We start from the raw sequence: 15,705 nt of genomic DNA on the forward strand, positions 1-15,705 counted from the left end.
GTGGAGACCCTGCGCGGGCTCGCCCGTTCCGTGACCGCCGGGGCGCGCCGGGCGGGGGTCGTCATGGACGGGACCCACTCCTTCCACCCCCATCTCACCCTCGCCCGCTCCGGCGGCGGCCGGGTGAACCTCCGCCCCTACGTCGCGGCCCTGATGGACTTCCGGGGCCGGGAGTGGCGGGCCGAGCGCCTGGAGCTCGTCCGCAGCCGGCTCCCCGGCGGGGGCGTCCCGGGCGAGCGGCCCCGCTACGAGACGATCGGGGCGTGGGAGCTGGGCGGCTGAGTGATCGCGCCGGGCGGCGGTTACGCTCGTGGGGTGGACCCGAAGACCAGGAACCGGATCATGACCGGTGCGCTCGCCGTCATGCTCGTCGTCGTCGCCGTAGTGTCGGCGGTGAAGTAGCCGCCCTTACTTCCAGGTGGCGAGCGTCTTGGTCCCCTGCTCCCAGGTGACGGTCGGCACCCCGGCCCCCGCGTCCGCCACGTAGACGGCGCAGCCCGTCACGCTCTGTCCCGGCGCGGCCTTCTCGAAGTCGGACGTGCTCAGCGACTCGCACTTGTCGAAGCCCCGGTACTTCAGCGGGTTCTTCGGGTCGCCGGTGGTGTCCAGGGCGCCGATGATCGTCAGCTTGCTCAGCCGCTTCTTGTTCGCGTCGGTCACCGAGAAGTAGGTGGAGGCGCCGCCGGACTTCCCGGCCTCCGTCTTGGTGAGCTTGTAGCGGAGGTAGTAGGGCGTCTTGCCGGCGTACTTCGACGCGTCCTTGAGGACGCTCAGATCGGCGCTGCCGCCCTGCTCCAGGCGGTCGACGGTCACGTCGAGCTTGGCGTCCTTGTAGCCGGTGAGGCTTGCCGTCTCCCCGAACCGCAGCTCCTTGCCCTCGTCGGAGGAGGAGCCCGAACAACCCGCCAGCACGACCGTCGCGATCGCCGAGACCGTGGCCGCGCCGAGGGCCCGGTGCCGCCGCGGAGCCGCTGTCCCGTTCACCATGGCGCCCACGATAGCCAGCCGTGGAACGACTGTAGGAAGAATCGCTTCAGTTGAACGGGCCCGTGGTGTCCGTGCCGGAGCCGGACGCCGCTCGGCCATGCTGGGGCAGTGATCCACGCCGTGCTGCGCGCCCTGGCCATCACCGGGTCCATGACCTGGGAGATCACCTGGGCGCTGATCCTGGGGTTCGCGCTCTCCGCCGTCGTCCAGGCCGTGGTCCGCAGGGAAGCCGTCGTCTCCCTGCTGGGCGACGACCGGCCCCGGACGCTCGCCGTCGCCGCCGGCCTGGGCGTGGCCTCGTCCTCCTGCTCGTACGCCGCCGTGGCGCTGGCGCGCTCGCTGTTCGTCAAGGGCGCGCACTTCACGGCCGCGATGGCCTTCGAGATCGCCTCGACCAATTTGGTCGTGGAGCTGGGGGTGATCCTGGCCCTGCTGCTGGGGTGGCAGTTCACGGCGGCGGAGTTCCTGGGCGGGCCCGTGATGATCACGGTGCTGGCGGTGCTCTTCCGGCTGCTGCTGCGGGAGTCGCTGCTGCGGCGGGCGAGGGAGCAGGCCGAGCGGGGGGTGGCAGGCTCGATGGAGGGGCACGCGGCGATGGACATGTCCGTGGGCGGCGAGGGCTCGTTCGCCCGGCGGCTGCTGTCGCGCGCGGGGTTCACGGCGACGTCCCACGTCTTCGTCATGGAGTGGGCGGCGATCCTGCGCGATCTCGTGCTGGGCCTGTTCATCGCGGGGGCGATCGCCGCGTGGGTGCCGGACTCCTTCTGGCGCGCGTTCTTCTTCGAGGGGCATCCGCTGGCCGCGAAGCTGTGGGGACCGCTGGTGGGCCCGCTGGTGGCACTGGTGTCGTTCGTGTGCTCGATCGGGAACGTGCCGCTGGCGGTGGTGCTGTGGAAGGGCGGCATCAGCTTCGGGGGCGTGGTGGCGTTCATCTTCGCCGACCTGCTGATCCTGCCGATCCTCGCCATCTACCGGAAGTACTACGGCGGCCGGGCCACGCTGTTCCTCCTCGGCACCTTCTACGTCGCGATGGTGATCGCGGGATACGTGGTCGAGTCCGTCTTCGGCGGACTGGGGCTGATCCCGGACCAGGCGGGCGCGAGGGTGCCGATGGCGGGGGTGAGCTGGAACTACACGACGTACCTGAACATCGCCTTCCTGGCCCTGGCGGCGGTCCTGGTGGTGCGCTTCCTCAGGACGGGCGGGAAGGCGATGCTCGGGATGATGGGCGGCGGACCGCCCCGGGGCTGAGCCGGTGGGAGTCAGGCGTTCACCAGGCGAAAGCCTCGGGCGTCGGCCCCGGTCCGGGGAAGATCTCGTCCAGCGAAGTGAGCAGCTCCTCCGGAAGCTTCAGCTCCACCGCCCGCAGCGCGGACTCCAGTTGCTCCGCCGTACGCGGCCCCACGATCGGCCCGGTGACCCCGGGCCGGGTCAGCAGCCACGCCAGGGCCACCTCGCCGGGCGCCAGGCCGTGCTTGTCGACCACGTCCTCGTACGCCTGGATCTGGCTGCGGATGGTGCTGTTCGCGAGCGCGTCCGCCGAGCGGCCGGAGGCGGAACGGGCGCCGCCGCCCTCCCTCCCCCGGCTACCGCCGGGAGGTGCCCCCATCTTGCGGAGGACGCCGCCGAGGAGCCCGCCGTGCAGCGGCGACCAGGGGATCACCCCGAGCCCGTATGCCCGCGCCGCCGGGACGACCTCCATCTCGGCGCGGCGCTCGGCGAGGTTGTAGAGGCACTGCTCGCTGACCAGGCCCAGCGAGCCGCGGCGCCGCGCGGTCTCGTTGGCCTGGGCGATGTGCCAGCCGGCGTGGTTGGAGGAGCCCACGTAGAGGATCTTGCCCTGCTGGACGAGGACGTCCATGGCCTGCCAGATCTCGTCCCAGGGCGTGCGTCGGTCGACGTGGTGGAACTGGTAGAGGTCGATGTGGTCCGTGCGCAGCCGCCGGAGGCTGGCGTCGACGGAACGGCGGATGTTCAGCGCGGAGAGCCGGTCCTCGTTGGGCCACGGCTCCGCCCCGTCGGCGTTCATCCCGCCGAACACCTTGGTGGCGATGACGACCTTGTCGCGCCGCCCGTTGCCCCGGGCGAACCAGCTGCCGATGATCTCCTCGGTGCGGCCCTTGTTCTCACCCCAGCCGTAGACATTGGCGGTGTCGAAGAAGTTGACGCCGGCGTCGAGCGCCGCGTCCATGATCGAGTGGCTGTCGGTCTCGTCGGTGTGGGGCCCGAAGTTCATCGTCCCGAGCACGATCCGGCCGACCTTCAGACCCGTACGTCCGAGCTGCGTGTACTCCATGGCCCCTAAGCCAACGCCCTGGGGGTGGGCGCGGGCAAGGGTGACACTCGATCGGTGAACGGGACCCGTCAGTGCTTCTCCAGCCTCCGCAGGGCCTCCACGAGGGCCCGGCCCTCCTCGTGGACGGGCGCGAGCCGGTCGATCAGGCCCTGCCGGACCCGGTTCTCGGGGTTGGCGATGCGCTGCCGTACGAAGTCGCGCGTGTTCTCCAGCTGCTCCCGGTACTGGGCCAGGTTGTCGCTCAGGTGATCGATGACATCGGTGCCCTGGACGGCGGCGAACAGCGCGAACTGCTCCTTGACCGCCTGGGCTTCGGTGTCGATGGCGCCGATCCACTCCCCCTGGAGGACCTGGAGCGAGTTGAGTTTCCGCTTGCGGTACTCGATCCCCATGAAGACCATCCCGGCCACCCCCGCGACGACTCCGGCGGGAGGGAAGACGGTGCCGGCCGCCGCCAGACCGTAGAAATAGGTACCGCCCGCGGCGATGGGCGCCGCGAGGCTGACCATCGCCGCCGCGCGCTGGACGATGTCCTGGGCGGAGGCGGCGCGTTGTGCCCGCTGGGGCAGGGACAGGTCGTTCACGTCGAAGACGGAGTCGGGCAGCCGCCCCGCGAGGTCCCTGTCGCCGAAGAAGTGCTCGACGGCCTGTGCCACGTCCTGTTTGAACGCCTCGAACTGCTCGGCCCACAGCGTCGCCGGGCCGGCCGGGGCCTCCATCCACGCCCGGAGCGCCTGGGCCTTCGCCACATGGACCTGGTGCGCCTTGGCCGGCTTGCTCACGTCGGTCTGCCGGATGGTGGCGTCCAGCGCGCCGTGGAGATGGGCGGCCAGCCGGCCGAACGGCCGCACGGCGCGCTCGACCCGGGACTGGAGCTTCCGCTCCAGCTGCTCGCGCAGCTCCGGCAGCGCCCGGTCCAGCAGCTCCATCCGCCGCTGATGCTCGTCCAGCAGCTCCCTCAGCCCGTCGATCTCCAGCCGCTCGGCCCGCAGCCGGTCCTCGACCACCCGCAGCCGGGGCACGAGCAGGACCCGCGCCTCGGCCGCCACGGCGGCGATGTGCCGGGTGCCGGTCCCCGTTCTGATCAGGTCCTCGATCGCCTGGCGCAGGGTGTCCATCCGGCCCTCCGCGCGGTACCGCCGCGCGGGCGCCTCGGCCTCCTCGGCCTCCAGCTTCGCCGCGCGCGCCTCCAGGGCCGGGGAGACGGGCAGGAATCCCTCGCCGATGAAGTCCAGGTCCGGGCGGCCGTCGGGGAGGGTGAAATTCTCCTTCAGATATCTGCTGTTGCGGGCGATGGTCGCCTTCCACTCGGGGGCGTCGTGCAGATCCAGGTTCGACGCCGAGTCGATCGCGGTGACCACCCACACGACCCGTTTGCCGGAGAGCAGGTAGTGGTCGTAGAGGAAACGGATGAGTTCCAGGTCCCGTTCGGAGAGCGTCCGGCTGGCGTGGGCGACGTACATGAAGCAGTCCGCGTCGGCCATCGCGGCCCGCACGATCAGGTCGTGGACGGGGTTCGGGGAACCGTAGCCCGGCAGGTCGTAGAACTTCGCCGGCAGCCTGGTGTCCGCCAGGAGCACCTCGACCTCGGCGACCTCGCGGCCCCAGTGCGCCCTGAGCCGGTTGGTGACGTCGGCGTCCTGCATGGCGTACGCCGCGACCACGGAAGGGGGAGGGGAGTTCCCGACGTCCTCCCACTCGCCGTCGGCCGAGTCCGTGAAGCGCACCCGTAGATAGCCGGTCCCGGAGGCGTCGACCGTGGACTGTCGGCCGTCGACCGGCACCACGCTCGCCGGGCAGGCCGTGGTCGGCACCGGCGAGGACGGCAGCAGCCCCACGAACTTGTCCGCCGTCTCCCCGTCGGCGGTCTGCACCTCGACCAGTTCCAGACCGCCCTGCAAACCGCTCAGCAGGAAGCTCTTGCCGGACGAGAAGGCGCCCAGGAGCGCCACGTTGATCAGGGTCGAGGCCGCGCGCGTCCGCAACCGCCTGACGGTCGCCGCGCCCGCCCGTAACTCCTCCGGCCACTCCGCCGGGACCTCGGGGAGACCGGCCGCGTCGCGCAGCCACGCCTCGGACCGGTCGAGAACGTCGCGCAGCTCGCCGCGCGTTTCATCCACATCCCTGGGAACTGTCACGCCAACGGTATAGCGCTGGCCGAAAGTTGACGCTGCCGGAACGGCGGCCTCGCCTCCGTTCCGTTACCTTGCCTCTTCTTGTATCGGGCAGGTGTGCGAGCATCCCCGAATGAGTGATCTGGATGTCCGTCCGGCCACGGAGGCCGATCTGTCCGCCCTCGTCCGCCTCCGCGACGACGCGGCACGCTGGATGCTGGCCCGTGGCATCACCGGGCAGTGGCGGCCGGGGGAGCTGGACGAGGACCACTTCCGCCGGGTCATGGCCGGTGGCGATGGCGAGGTCTGGCTCGCGGAGGTAGGTGGGCGTGCCGTCGGTGGCTGGGAGCTGTGGTGGGAGGACGAGGCCGCCTGGGGCCCGCAGCCGCCGGTGGCCGGATACGTGCACCGGCTCATGGTGGACCGGAGCACCGCCGCGCCCGGGACGGGCCGGCTGCTGCTGAGCGCGGCGGAACGACGGGTGGCCGAGGCGGGACGGACATGCGTGCGCCTGGACTGCCTGGAGGGCAACGCGCAGCTCAACGCGTATTACCAGGACGCTGGTTATCGCGCAGTGGGCCGCAAGGAGGGCAAGCCGCAGCCGGGCGGGGCGCCGCCGAAGTCCTTCACGCTGCGGGAGAAGGACTTGGCCTACTCGACGTAGAACGCCGCGCCTCCGTACTGCCGCACGGCCTGGTGCATCGTCCGTGCGGCGCCAGGGCAGTTCGTGAGCGCGTCCGGCCGGTCGCGGCAGATCCGGAGCATCTCCTCGAGGAAGCGGTCGTCGACGCTCTTGCGCCGGGCTTCGGTGGGGTCCAGGCGCAGGCCCCCTCCGCCGTAGTTGCGGTAGCCGAAGTCGTGGATGACGCACGCGTCATGGAAGACCTTCGCCCATGAGCGAGGGGTGGGGTGTGTACAGCCGTCGGTGGTCCAGTCGAAGGGCTTTTCGTGTTGGCGTGCGTAGGCGGGGAACTCACGGTAGGTCCTCGCCATGAGGAAGTCGGCCCGCTCGCGCACCTGATCGGCGTGCCCGGCCCGTGTCGCCCCGGTTGCCGCCGCGGACGCGGCGCCCGGCAGTGTGCCGATCAGGAACGACCCGCAGAGGGCGAGCCCGGCGAGGAGACGTGACGCGGCGCGCTGTCGGGGGTGGAATCCCATGCTGCTCCCATCGGGGGATGCGAGTGCGACGATACGACACATGACTACCCCGAGTAATCTGGAGTAGCCATACGTAACTTCGGTCGCGTCTCGCGCATCTGTGCTTTCGCCTAGAGGAGGCCGAGCAGCGCGGCGAACCGGTCATTGCTGGGCCGGGCGTCGATGGCCCCGACGCGGGAGGTCCAGGCACGGCAGTTGGCGGCGACGAAGGCGCGGAGCGCGGCGGGGCTCGCCGTCCGCCAGCACGCGGTGAACCCGGCGGCCCAGGCGAGGGCGTCGTGGGGCGGGCAGTCGGCCTCCATGAGCCGTACGGCGGTGTTGGCGACGTCCACCCACGCCGGGCCGAGGGCGGGCATCGCCCAGTCGACGAGGTGCGCGCGGTCGGCGGTGACGAGGAGGTTGTGGGGGTGGGTGTCCGTGTGGAGGAGCGTACGGCCGTGGAGGAGCGGCAGTTCGCCGGTCTCCAGGAAGGCGGCCCAGCGGCCGGCGAACGACGGAACGCCGAGATGCGGGGGCGGCGGCCGTAGCCCGTGGGCGTCCCCGAGCGCCTCGGCGACCAGGCGGAGATCCCCCGCCCCGACGGACAGATCGGCGTGCCGTGCCCCCTCGACGTACTCGAACCCGAGCACCTCCCACCCGCCGACTGTGACCCGCCACAGCAGCCGGGGCCCGACGGCGAGCGTGTACGGATTGACGACGACTTCCCAGCGCTGGCCTGTGCGGGCGGTGCTGTTCGTCACGGGCGTGCCCTTGACGAACGTGACCGTGCCGTCCGCTGCCGTCAGCGCGGCGGCCACGGCGCAGTTGAGCCCGCCGGTGAGCGCCCGGGCGGTCGTGACCGGCCCGGTGCGCTCCTCGACGGCCGCCCGTACGGGGCGGGGCAGCTCGTGCCATTCGGTGCGCGACGTCATGGCACCCCTTCACGAACGACTACTGCTGAGTCGTCCCGCACTTGCGACAGCGTGACGCGCCGCTCCACTGGACCCAGTCGTGCTCGCAGTCGCGGTTCCGGGTGCGGCTCGACACTCTCATGGCGTTCTATGTTCCCTTCGTCTGCGGCGCGGACGCCGGTACGACAACCGGTGACCAGGCCCGCTCCGCGGCCTCGAACTGCGCTCTCTCCGCCGTCTCGGGTGCCCGCAGATTGCTGGCGTAGGCCCGCCAGCTGAACCCATTGGGGTGCTGCAACCGCACCAACCCGTTCACGGACTCGGTCACCACGCCGACGGCGCTGCTGAAAGTGTCCACGGCGAGGGTCCCCAGCGCGACGTCCGGCACGCTCACTTGCCCCACCGCCCCCGCGAATTCACCACGGCGAGCTTGGCACTGAGCCGCTCGTCGTCGATGGCAGTGCGAACCGTGTGCGGTTCCGCCTCCCACTCACACCCACCGGCGGGCGGGCGCAGTTGGAGCCGGGGGCCTTCATGGCCCATGACCTGGCCGATGCGGTCGCGGTGCGTGACGTAGACGAACGTCCTGGGACAGATGCAGATCGGAGGGGAGCTGTAGCGGATGCCGCTGGTGTGGGGGAGGGAGATGACGGACGGGTTGGGGACGGGTTCGGGCGCCGTGCGAACGGTGCCGCGAGCCCTGTTCCGCCGGAGCAGGCGGGAGATAAGGTCGCGCATGTCATCAGCTCCTATGTGGCTGGTGGCCATGCCCCCGGGCCGTTCGTGCGGTCGCGGGGGTGCTTTGTGGGGCCAGGCTAGGCAGACGGTATGGGGTTGTCTATAGCCCGTCACGCTCGTAGGCCGCTATGTTCGACTGTGTGCGAATACATACAGTCTTTAGGGTGATGGAATTCGACCCGACGCAGCCCAAGTGGGTCCAGATCGTGGACGTCATCCGTCGGCGGATCGCCACGGGCGAGTACGCGGCGCACCACTTGATCTCCGAAGCGCAGCTTCAACAGGAATTCGGCGTAGCCCGTGTGACGGTCCGCAAGGTGACCGCCGCCCTCCGCGCCGAGGGCCTGATCGTCACGACCCCCGGCATGGGCTCCTTCGTCGCCAAGCGGTAGCAACACTGCGCAGAGTTGGCCGCATGACCGGTGTCCGTATTCCGCTGCCCGGCTTCGGCCGCGCTCTTGACAGGCCCTTGGTGTCAGCCCAATGGTCGTGCAACGAAGCGCAACTGGCCCGGCGACGGAGGCAGTCATGGCACTACGGTTCATCGGCATCGACCCTGACACCGATCACGACCACTGCCCGGCGGTGTGGGTCGATGCTGAGGCAGAACCGGAACCTCAGCTGGTCGTGCAAGGGTGGCTGGCCGACGAGGCGACGCAGGCCGCGTGCTCGAAGGACAGCCCCAAGCCCGACACGGAAGCTGTCATCCGCATTCCGGCACGGATGGTGCCGCTGATCAGGGAGGCGTGCGATGCCGCAGAGCGAGCTGCCGAGCTTCGCTGAGCTGCTGGCCTCCACCGAGCGGAAGGCCGTCCACCTGGAGCTGCGCGATGTGTACGGCGACAACCCTCGCTTCGCGGCCTGGCGAGACGGTCACCGTACTGACTGGGACGACCGGGCGTCGTGGTGGCACAGCTTCCACGAGCTGATCGCCCAGGCCGTACATCACGGGGTGACCATCCGTCGCGCCCGTGTGGTCAGTGAGCCGCTGTCGGAGTACATCCGGTGGGAGCACTACGTCACGCGCAGCAATGTGGAGGCAGGTGAGAAGGTTCGCTGGTTGCCGAGGCGACTCGCATCCGATCTCCTGCTTCCGCCGAACGACTACTGGGTGTTCGACGACCGGCTGGTACGGATCCACCACTTCGCTGGTGACGGCTGCCACGTCGTAGACGAACTCAGCTCGGATCCCGACCTGGTCAAGCAACTCTCCTTGGCGTTCGAGTCGGTGTGGGAGCGCGCCGTTCCGCACGACGAGTACGAGATCTGAGCTGCTATCAAGCCAAGTCATGCCCAATTCGCCATCATCCAGCGTCCAGCAGGCCCGCGAGGCCATCGCAACCCGCTTGCGGGAGATGCGGCTTGACGCTGGACTGACGGTGGAGTCGCTGGCAGAGCGGTGCGGATGGAACAAGTCCAAGACCTCGCGGATCGAGAACACGAAGACGCTGCCGTCCGTTGCCGACATCCGCGCATGGTGCGCAGCGTGCGGCGTCGAGGGCCAATCCGCTGACCTGATAGCCGCGTTCCGTAGCGCCGATTCCATGTATGTGGAGTGGCGCCGGCTCCACCGGACCGGTCTGCGGCGGGGGCAGGAAGGCCGCGTGCCGCTGTATGAGCGGACACGCCTCTTCCGCATCTACTGCGCGAACATCATCCCTGGCCTCCTCCAGACGGAGTCGTATGCGACGGCGTTGCTGTCCGCGATCACCGATTTCCGAGGGACGCCCGACGACGTAACGGATGCTGTGGCAGCACGGCTTGCCCGATCCCGCGTGATTCATCAAGGCGACCACCGATTCGGCCTTCTCGTCGAAGAGGAGGTTCTACGGCATCGAATGGGCAATGCCGCAGCGATGAGAGGTCAGCTCGAATACCTTCTGACGGTGATGTCGCTGCCGCGCGTGTCCCTTGGCGTTATCCCCTTCGCGGCCGATCGCTGCATGTGGCCGGTGGAAACGTTCTCGATCTTTGATGAAGACCAGGTGAGTGTGGAGCTGGTATCCGCTGCGATCACAGTCACGGCTCCCAGCGAGATCGCCCTTTACGCGAAAGCCTACGCAGAGCTGCAGAAGCTGGCCGTCTATGGGCCGCAAGCGCGGGCACTGATCAGGGAAGCCGTACGCGCCCTGGGGTGAACGTCCGCAACAAACTGCAACTTCGTGGCTGTGAAGCACACCGCGCCCCTAGCGTCTGGTCATGACGACGGACACCGAAGCTGCGCAGCCTGTACGTGGATCGCTGGTGCTTGAGATGTCGGCCTACAAGGACGCCAAGGGGCGAGCAGATGAGACGGCCCGCCTCCTGCGAGAGGCGCTGACGAGCCTCGGGGCACGCGAGTCGGACGTTCGGAATATCCGGGGAACGGTTACGAGCTCCGGGTATGCCCATGTCGTCGTTGGAACGCTTTCCCTGTATGCCGCCGATCGGCTGACCGACGCTCTGATCGCAGGCCAGTTGAGAGAACGCAAGGCACAACAAACCGTCAGCTGACCGGTGCCTATTCCATCATTTAGGGAGGTACGACCATGAACGGAACCGACCTGTACGCGCTCGACATCAACGGTGCCGCGTTCGCCAAGGCGTGCGGAGGCAACACCCACCCGGACGGGGAATCGTGCGTGACGCTCGCGTGGATCGGCGAGGACGCCTGGGCCGTGGGCGAGAGCAAGCGACCCGAGGCCGAGCCGTTGAGGTTCACGACGGCTGAGCTGACCGCGGCCGGCATCGACCCGAGCCGCTTCGGCCTCTCGGCCTGACCACCCCATCGCACTGCGGCTCCCGCCCTCCCGCTCCGCGAGGGCGGGAGCCGTTTCCACCTGCACGAACGGGATAACGGGATCGCCCAGTGCACTTTCACGGCTACCTATGGGTCGGCGACAAGGCAGTGTTCGACAAGGAGAGCTCCCGGCGCCCACCGTCACGCGTGGAACCGACGGTGACGAGTCCGCCCGACGTGGTGGACCGGTACCGGGAGGCGGTGGCCGAGTGGCGGGTCACGGCGGTGCCGCCCCTGGAGACCAAGTACTGGCTGGTGAAGCCCGGGAAGCTGATCCGGGGGACATGGGTGCATCCGAAGGAGGCCGCCCAGTGGCTGGGGGAGCGGCTGGTGGAGCACGCGCCGCGATTCGCCTCGCAGTCCGACCGCGACAGCGCCCGCCTCGCGCAGAGGGTCGCGTACGCGAAGGAAACGCTGGGCCGGGGCGGGGACGTCTCGCTCGGGTACTACCTGGGACGCCCGTCCTTCCTCAGCCTGGCCGTGGTCACGTGCTCCCCGAACCGCGCGGAACCTGAACAGGAGTGCCCCGAAACATGATCACTGACTGGACGCCGGCCTTCGACGCCGTGCCGAGGTCGGCCTTCCTGCCCGACCTCGTCTGGCGGCACGACCTGGGCACCGGCGAGGTGTCCGCGATCGACCGCCGGACCGACCCGGACGCGTGGCGGGCGGCGGCCGACACGAACGTGCCTCTGGTCACGCAGTGGGACGACGGGCGGCACGAAGGGCGCGAGCGGGGGCGGGTGGCGACGGTCTCGTCGTCCATGCCGTCGCTCGTGGCGGGCATGCTCGCCGACCTCGACGTACGCCCAGGACAGAAGGTGCTGGAGGTCGGTACCGGGACCGGCTGGAACGCCGGGCTCCTTGCCCACCGGCTGGGCGCCGGGCGCGTGGTGTCCGTGGACGTGGACGAGGGCGCGGTGGAGGCGGCGCGAAGCCGCCTCGCGCGGCTGGGGCCGGCGGCCGAGGTCGTACACGGTGACGGATCGGCCGGGTACGGGCCGGGGGCTCCCTACGACCGGATCGTCGTCACGTGCGGTGTGCGGACGCTGCCGTTCGCGTGGGTGGAGCAGACGCGTCCCGGCGGCGTCGTCCTCGTCCCCTGGGGCACCCGCTTCTCCTCCACCGAGGCGACGGCCCGGCTCGTGGTCGCCGAGGACGGGCTGAGTGCCCAGGGGGCGTTCACCCGGCCCGTGACGTTCATGCGCTTGCGCTCCCAGCGGCTCGCACACGCCTCGTACGACACATACGTCACCGAGGAGAGTCGGGCGACAGCGCGGATCTCAACGACATCCCGCACCCACCGGGAGATTTTCGCTGGCACATATGACGTGAACCGCTTCGTGCTCGGCCTGCGCGTCCCCGACTGCACGTATCTCGCCGACCGGCCGCGTGAGGGCAGGCGGCCGGTCTGGCTCTACAGCCTGTCGGACCGGTCATGGGCGTGCGTCGTCCATCGCGACGACAGGACGGAGTTCACCGTCCACCAGTCCGGCCCCCGCAGTCTGTGGGACGAGGTCGAGGCCGCGTACGCGTGGTGGATCGAACGTGGTCGGCCCGGGTTCGGGCGGCTGGGGCTGACGGTCGACCGGGCCGGGCAGCGGGCTTGGCTGGACGGGCCGGAAGGGCTGATCTGAGAGCGGACGTTCACACAGGTCAGAAGCGCAATCACTGACACAGCCCCAGGTCGACGACCTGGGGCTGTGCCGTTCCGGCTACTCCGGCCGGTAGGCGCCGACCGCGTCGGCCATGGGCTTGCCGAAGGTCATGTCACCGGGCGGGACGAGGCGGCCGTCGAGGGAGAGGACCATCTTGGCCTCGTCGGGGCCGGCGCTGAGGGTGCAGGTGACCCCATGGGCGTCGGCGCGTTCGAAGCCGAACCGCGGGTAGTAGGCGGGGTGCCCGAGGACGGTGACGGTGCGTTCGCCCAGGGCGCGGGCGGCGTCGAGGCCGGCGCGGATGAGGGTGCTGCCGACGCCGGTGCCCTGATGGGCGGGGTCGACGGAGACCGGGGCGAGGGTCAGCGCCGGGGCGCCGCCGATGCCGGCTCGGGTGAACAGGACGTGCGCGATGACGATTCCGTTCTCGTCCTCCGCGACGAGGGAGAGTCCGGGGATCCAGCACGCGTCGGAGCGCAGGGCGTCCACGAGGTCGGCGTCCTCGGGTGAGCCGAAGGCGGCAGTGATCACCTCGCGTACGCGGTCGGTGTCGTGCGGGGTCTCGGTCCTGATCTTCACTGTCGGGGTGTTCCTTTTCCGTGGAGGCGGATGTCGGGGTTCGGTGGTGCCGTGGGCGGGTCACAGGGTGAGCAGGGCGCGGCCGGCGTGTTTGGGGTCGGTGAGTGGTCTGAGGGCGAGACGGACCAGGGCGAGCGGGTTGTCGTCACCGGCGATGCGGTTGGCGCTGAGCTCGCCGCAGGAGGCGCACTGGTGGATGATCACCCACTCGCCGTCGGTGCGGACGGACATGCCCAGCGCCCCCATCCGGCCACGGCAGTCCGCGTCGCGGTCGCCGGGGATCTTCCGGTCGACGTGCAGGCTGGCCAGACAGTTGGGGCAGTGGTTGCGGTGCGCGGTACCGGGCGCGTCCAGGGAGACGTCGAGCCGGCAGGACGTGCAGCGGAAGTCGTTCGCCCGGTGCCCGCCCTGGGTGTGCAGGACGTCTTTGTGCCGCTGCGGACGGCGCCGCCGCTGCTCGCGACCGCTGCGGTTGTTGCGTGACACGGTGGTGCTCCTTTCCTGTCGGGCGGTCAGAGGGTTCCGAACGCTTCGAGCGGGAAGGGCGGCTGGGCCAGTGGGCGGACCGCCATGCGCATCAGGATGAGCTGGTTGTCGTCGGTGCGGACCGGGTTCGAGGTGAGCTCGTCGCAGCGCACGCAGCGGTGGATCACCATCCAGTCACCGGTGCGGAGCACGGCGATGGCGATCGGGGACATCCGGCCCTCGCAGTCGCTCGGACCGCCCTCGACATGGTCGAGGACGTGCCGGGAGTGGAGGCAGGACGGGCAGTGGTCGCGCGGCGCGCCGTCGGCGGCGTACGCGGACACGGTCAGCCCGCACCAGGCGCAGGCGAAGGTGCCGAGGCTGAGAGTGTGAGTGGTGTTGGTGGTGTGGCTGGACACCCGGGTGCTCCTTGCTGGGAAGTCGGTCATGACAGCAAGAGCAGGCCGAGTGGCCTCGTCAGGGGCCTGAAAACGCCGTGGAACGGCGGACAGGCAGGTCAGAGCACCGGAGAGCACGTCCGGCAGCCGCCCGGAGAAGCGGGCAGTGAATGGCGGCGGACGGTCACGCGGTACGGCGAGGCGCACTCGGCGCGGGCCGGGACATCAAACACCCTTTTCCAGGGCACACAGGCCCAGAAGTAAACAGAACGACCCTTGAAGGCTAACAGGACGCCTTCCGGGGGTGTCAACGCATTATTCGACGCACCCGGCGCCTCACGGCTGGGGCGCGCAGAAGGCGACCGGGCTTCGCAAACCGGCGCGATTGAGCGCGCGGATGCCGAAGAAGACGTTGTCCTTGGACAGGGCGACGGTGTGCCGGGTGACGTTCCCGGCCGGGGTGACGTGGGTCCACTCCGGGTCGGTGGTCTCCCGCCACACCACCTCGTACCCGGCGAGGTCCGGCTCCGGGCCGCGGTCCCACACCAGGTCGGTGGAGTTGCCGAGGGCGGCGGTGCGGATCTTCGCGCCGCGCGGGGTGCCGGGGGCCTGGGCGAGCGACCACAGGGCGGCCGCGTTCACCCGGGCCACCCGGGCGATGAATCCGAAGTCGCAGAACTCGGGCAGGTCCCCGTACTGCTTGCCGTCCACCATCCGCACGTTCTGGTGCTGGTGCGCGTAGTTCTCGGCGGGTTCGGTGAACCGGGCCGCCGGATAGCCCTGCTGGAGGAACGGGATGTGGTCGCCGCTGCGCAGATAGCGGTCGCGGCGGTGGACCACCCGCACCCGCATCCCCGTCGCGTCGTTCTCGGCGGTGTCCCGGACGAACCGGGCCAGCTGGCGCGAGGGCGAGTCGTTCTCGCCGCCCACCGAGCGCCGCACCTCGGCCTGCTCCGGCGTCTCCGAGGTCGGCACCCCCTCGGCGAACAGCCGGATCGTGTACGGGTCGCGCGAACCGTCCTCGGCGGTCGGGCTGCCCACGATGTCGTTGGTGAACATGGCCTGGATGTCGGATTGTTGGCCTCGGTATGTACGCGCCATGTGCGCGGCCCCGTACAGTCCCTGCTCCTCGCCCGCCACCGCCATGAACACCACGGTCGCGGCCGGCCGCCGGGTCGCGAAGACCCGGGCCAGCTCCAGGACGACGGCGACCCCGGAGGCGTCGTCGTCGGCGCCGGGCGCGTCGCCGGTCGCGTCCATGGGGTCGCTGTTCCGTGAGTCGTAGTGCCCCGAGACCACATAGATCCGGTCGGGGGTGACCGAACCCCGTAGCGTGGCGACGACGTTGGTGATCCTGGTCGCCACCGGGACCCGGGGCCCGGGCTGCTGTACGTACGACTGGAGATCCACGGTCATCCGGCCGGCGGAGGCCTGTGCGCAGCGGCGCAGTTCGGCGAGGAGCCAGTCACGGGCCGCGCCGACGCCGCGTACGGGGTCGTCCTGGGCGGACAGGGTGTGGCGGGTGCCGAAGGAGACCAGTTTGCGGACGGTCGCCTCGACGCGGCGCGGGTCGATCTCCCGCAGCAGTGTGCGGAGTGCGGGGGAGGGGTGCTGTGCGGTGGGACGGTGGCGGGCGGGTCCGG

General features: G+C 70.1%; 22 protein-coding genes. 11 read left to right on the forward strand and 11 right to left on the reverse strand.

The window, feature by feature from the left end; translation table 11 throughout:
* The coding region (locus tag K6I33_RS36040; RefSeq protein WP_275126724.1) for a 2'-5' RNA ligase family protein at positions 1–282 on the forward strand (282 nt) is incomplete at its 5' end.
* Positions 283–408: 126 nt separating this feature from the next.
* Here K6I33_RS36040 and K6I33_RS18535 read toward each other — a convergent pair.
* On the reverse strand, positions 409–987 hold the full coding sequence (locus K6I33_RS18535) for a hypothetical protein (protein WP_229353756.1): 579 nt from the start codon (positions 985–987) through the stop codon (positions 409–411).
* A 111-nt stretch (positions 988–1,098) separates the two neighbouring features.
* Between K6I33_RS18535 and K6I33_RS18540 the strand changes: the two genes are divergently transcribed.
* Positions 1,099–2,238: a permease gene (locus tag K6I33_RS18540; protein WP_229353799.1), complete on the forward strand. Its 1,140-nt coding sequence runs from the start codon at positions 1,099–1,101 to the stop codon at positions 2,236–2,238.
* A 19-nt stretch (positions 2,239–2,257) separates the two neighbouring features.
* On the opposite strand, the gene K6I33_RS18545 is transcribed toward K6I33_RS18540, so the two are convergent.
* Both K6I33_RS18545 and K6I33_RS18550 read right to left on the reverse strand, forming a co-directional pair.
* Positions 2,258–3,283: an aldo/keto reductase gene (locus K6I33_RS18545; RefSeq protein WP_229353757.1), complete on the reverse strand. Its 1,026-nt coding sequence runs from the start codon at positions 3,281–3,283 to the stop codon at positions 2,258–2,260.
* 68 nt (positions 3,284–3,351) lie between these two features.
* Positions 3,352–5,421, reverse strand: a complete 2,070-nt coding sequence (locus tag K6I33_RS18550) for a hypothetical protein (protein ID WP_229353759.1) — start codon at positions 5,419–5,421, stop codon at positions 3,352–3,354.
* A gap of 109 nt (positions 5,422–5,530) precedes the next feature.
* Between K6I33_RS18550 and K6I33_RS18555 the strand changes: the two genes are divergently transcribed.
* Complete coding sequence (locus tag K6I33_RS18555) at positions 5,531–6,061, forward strand: GNAT family N-acetyltransferase (protein WP_229353768.1); 531 nt, start codon at positions 5,531–5,533, stop codon at positions 6,059–6,061.
* Here K6I33_RS18555 and K6I33_RS18560 read toward each other — a convergent pair.
* The 4 genes from K6I33_RS18560 to K6I33_RS36615 form a co-directional block, all read right to left on the reverse strand.
* The gene (locus K6I33_RS18560; RefSeq protein ID WP_229353770.1) at positions 6,049–6,555 is read right to left on the reverse strand and encodes a phospholipase A2; all 507 of its coding nucleotides are present in this window, start codon (positions 6,553–6,555) and stop codon (positions 6,049–6,051) included. The two genes, K6I33_RS18555 and K6I33_RS18560, sit on opposite strands and share 13 nt — an antisense overlap.
* Positions 6,556–6,665: 110 nt before the next feature.
* Positions 6,666–7,466, reverse strand: a complete 801-nt coding sequence (locus K6I33_RS18565; protein WP_229353772.1) for a phosphotransferase family protein — start codon at positions 7,464–7,466, stop codon at positions 6,666–6,668.
* A gap of 127 nt (positions 7,467–7,593) precedes the next feature.
* Entirely contained in the window at positions 7,594–7,839 is a 246-nt protein-coding gene (locus K6I33_RS18570; protein WP_229353774.1) for a hypothetical protein, read from the reverse strand.
* A complete protein-coding gene (locus K6I33_RS36615; protein ID WP_238491768.1) occupies positions 7,836–8,183 on the reverse strand; it encodes a hypothetical protein in 348 nt (115 codons plus the stop codon). The genes K6I33_RS18570 and K6I33_RS36615 overlap by 4 nt, the downstream gene beginning before the upstream one ends.
* 167 nt (positions 8,184–8,350) lie before the next feature.
* On the opposite strand from K6I33_RS36615, the gene K6I33_RS18580 reads away from it, so the two are divergent.
* From K6I33_RS18580 to K6I33_RS18615, 8 genes are all read left to right on the forward strand, one after another.
* Positions 8,351–8,575 (forward strand): GntR family transcriptional regulator, encoded by a 225-nt coding sequence (locus K6I33_RS18580; RefSeq protein WP_238491766.1) that lies wholly within the window; start codon positions 8,351–8,353, stop codon positions 8,573–8,575.
* A gap of 136 nt (positions 8,576–8,711) precedes the next feature.
* On the forward strand, positions 8,712–8,966 hold the full coding sequence (locus tag K6I33_RS18585; RefSeq protein WP_229353778.1) for a hypothetical protein: 255 nt from the start codon (positions 8,712–8,714) through the stop codon (positions 8,964–8,966).
* The gene (locus tag K6I33_RS18590; protein WP_229353779.1) at positions 8,935–9,453 is read left to right on the forward strand and encodes a DUF6879 family protein; all 519 of its coding nucleotides are present in this window, start codon (positions 8,935–8,937) and stop codon (positions 9,451–9,453) included. Before K6I33_RS18585 ends, K6I33_RS18590 begins: the two co-directional genes overlap by 32 nt.
* Before the next feature lie 19 nt (positions 9,454–9,472).
* Positions 9,473–10,321 (forward strand): helix-turn-helix transcriptional regulator, encoded by an 849-nt coding sequence (locus K6I33_RS18595; protein WP_229353780.1) that lies wholly within the window; start codon positions 9,473–9,475, stop codon positions 10,319–10,321.
* Between the two features lie 61 nt (positions 10,322–10,382).
* Positions 10,383–10,676, forward strand: coding sequence for a hypothetical protein (locus K6I33_RS18600; protein ID WP_229353782.1), 294 nt, complete (start codon positions 10,383–10,385; stop codon positions 10,674–10,676).
* A gap of 35 nt (positions 10,677–10,711) precedes the next feature.
* Positions 10,712–10,942, forward strand: coding sequence for a DUF397 domain-containing protein (locus K6I33_RS18605; RefSeq protein WP_229353785.1), 231 nt, complete (start codon positions 10,712–10,714; stop codon positions 10,940–10,942).
* 89 nt (positions 10,943–11,031) lie between these two features.
* Positions 11,032–11,499 (forward strand): hypothetical protein, encoded by a 468-nt coding sequence (locus K6I33_RS18610; protein ID WP_229353787.1) that lies wholly within the window; start codon positions 11,032–11,034, stop codon positions 11,497–11,499.
* Positions 11,496–12,599 carry a methyltransferase domain-containing protein gene (locus K6I33_RS18615; RefSeq protein WP_229353789.1) on the forward strand — a complete coding sequence of 368 codons (1,104 nt, stop codon included), beginning with the start codon at positions 11,496–11,498 and terminating at the stop codon, positions 12,597–12,599. The genes K6I33_RS18610 and K6I33_RS18615 overlap by 4 nt, the downstream gene beginning before the upstream one ends.
* A 78-nt stretch (positions 12,600–12,677) precedes the next feature.
* Here K6I33_RS18615 and K6I33_RS18620 read toward each other — a convergent pair whose 3' ends face one another.
* From K6I33_RS18620 to K6I33_RS18635, 4 genes are all read right to left on the reverse strand, one after another.
* Positions 12,678–13,199 (reverse strand): GNAT family N-acetyltransferase, encoded by a 522-nt coding sequence (locus tag K6I33_RS18620; RefSeq protein WP_229353791.1) that lies wholly within the window; start codon positions 13,197–13,199, stop codon positions 12,678–12,680.
* Positions 13,200–13,259: 60 nt separating this feature from the next.
* Complete coding sequence (locus tag K6I33_RS18625) at positions 13,260–13,685, reverse strand: RNHCP domain-containing protein (protein ID WP_229353793.1); 426 nt, start codon at positions 13,683–13,685, stop codon at positions 13,260–13,262.
* Positions 13,686–13,711: 26 nt separating this feature from the next.
* Positions 13,712–14,083, reverse strand: coding sequence for an RNHCP domain-containing protein (locus tag K6I33_RS18630; protein WP_229353795.1), 372 nt, complete (start codon positions 14,081–14,083; stop codon positions 13,712–13,714).
* A gap of 315 nt (positions 14,084–14,398) precedes the next feature.
* A partial coding sequence (locus K6I33_RS18635; RefSeq protein WP_229353797.1) for a M20/M25/M40 family metallo-hydrolase occupies positions 14,399–15,705 on the reverse strand: 1,307 nt, incomplete at its 5' end.

The sequence above is a fragment of the Streptomyces sp. UNOB3_S3 genome (genome assembly GCF_020740895.1).
Lineage (GTDB): Bacteria > Actinomycetota > Actinomycetes > Streptomycetales > Streptomycetaceae > Streptomyces.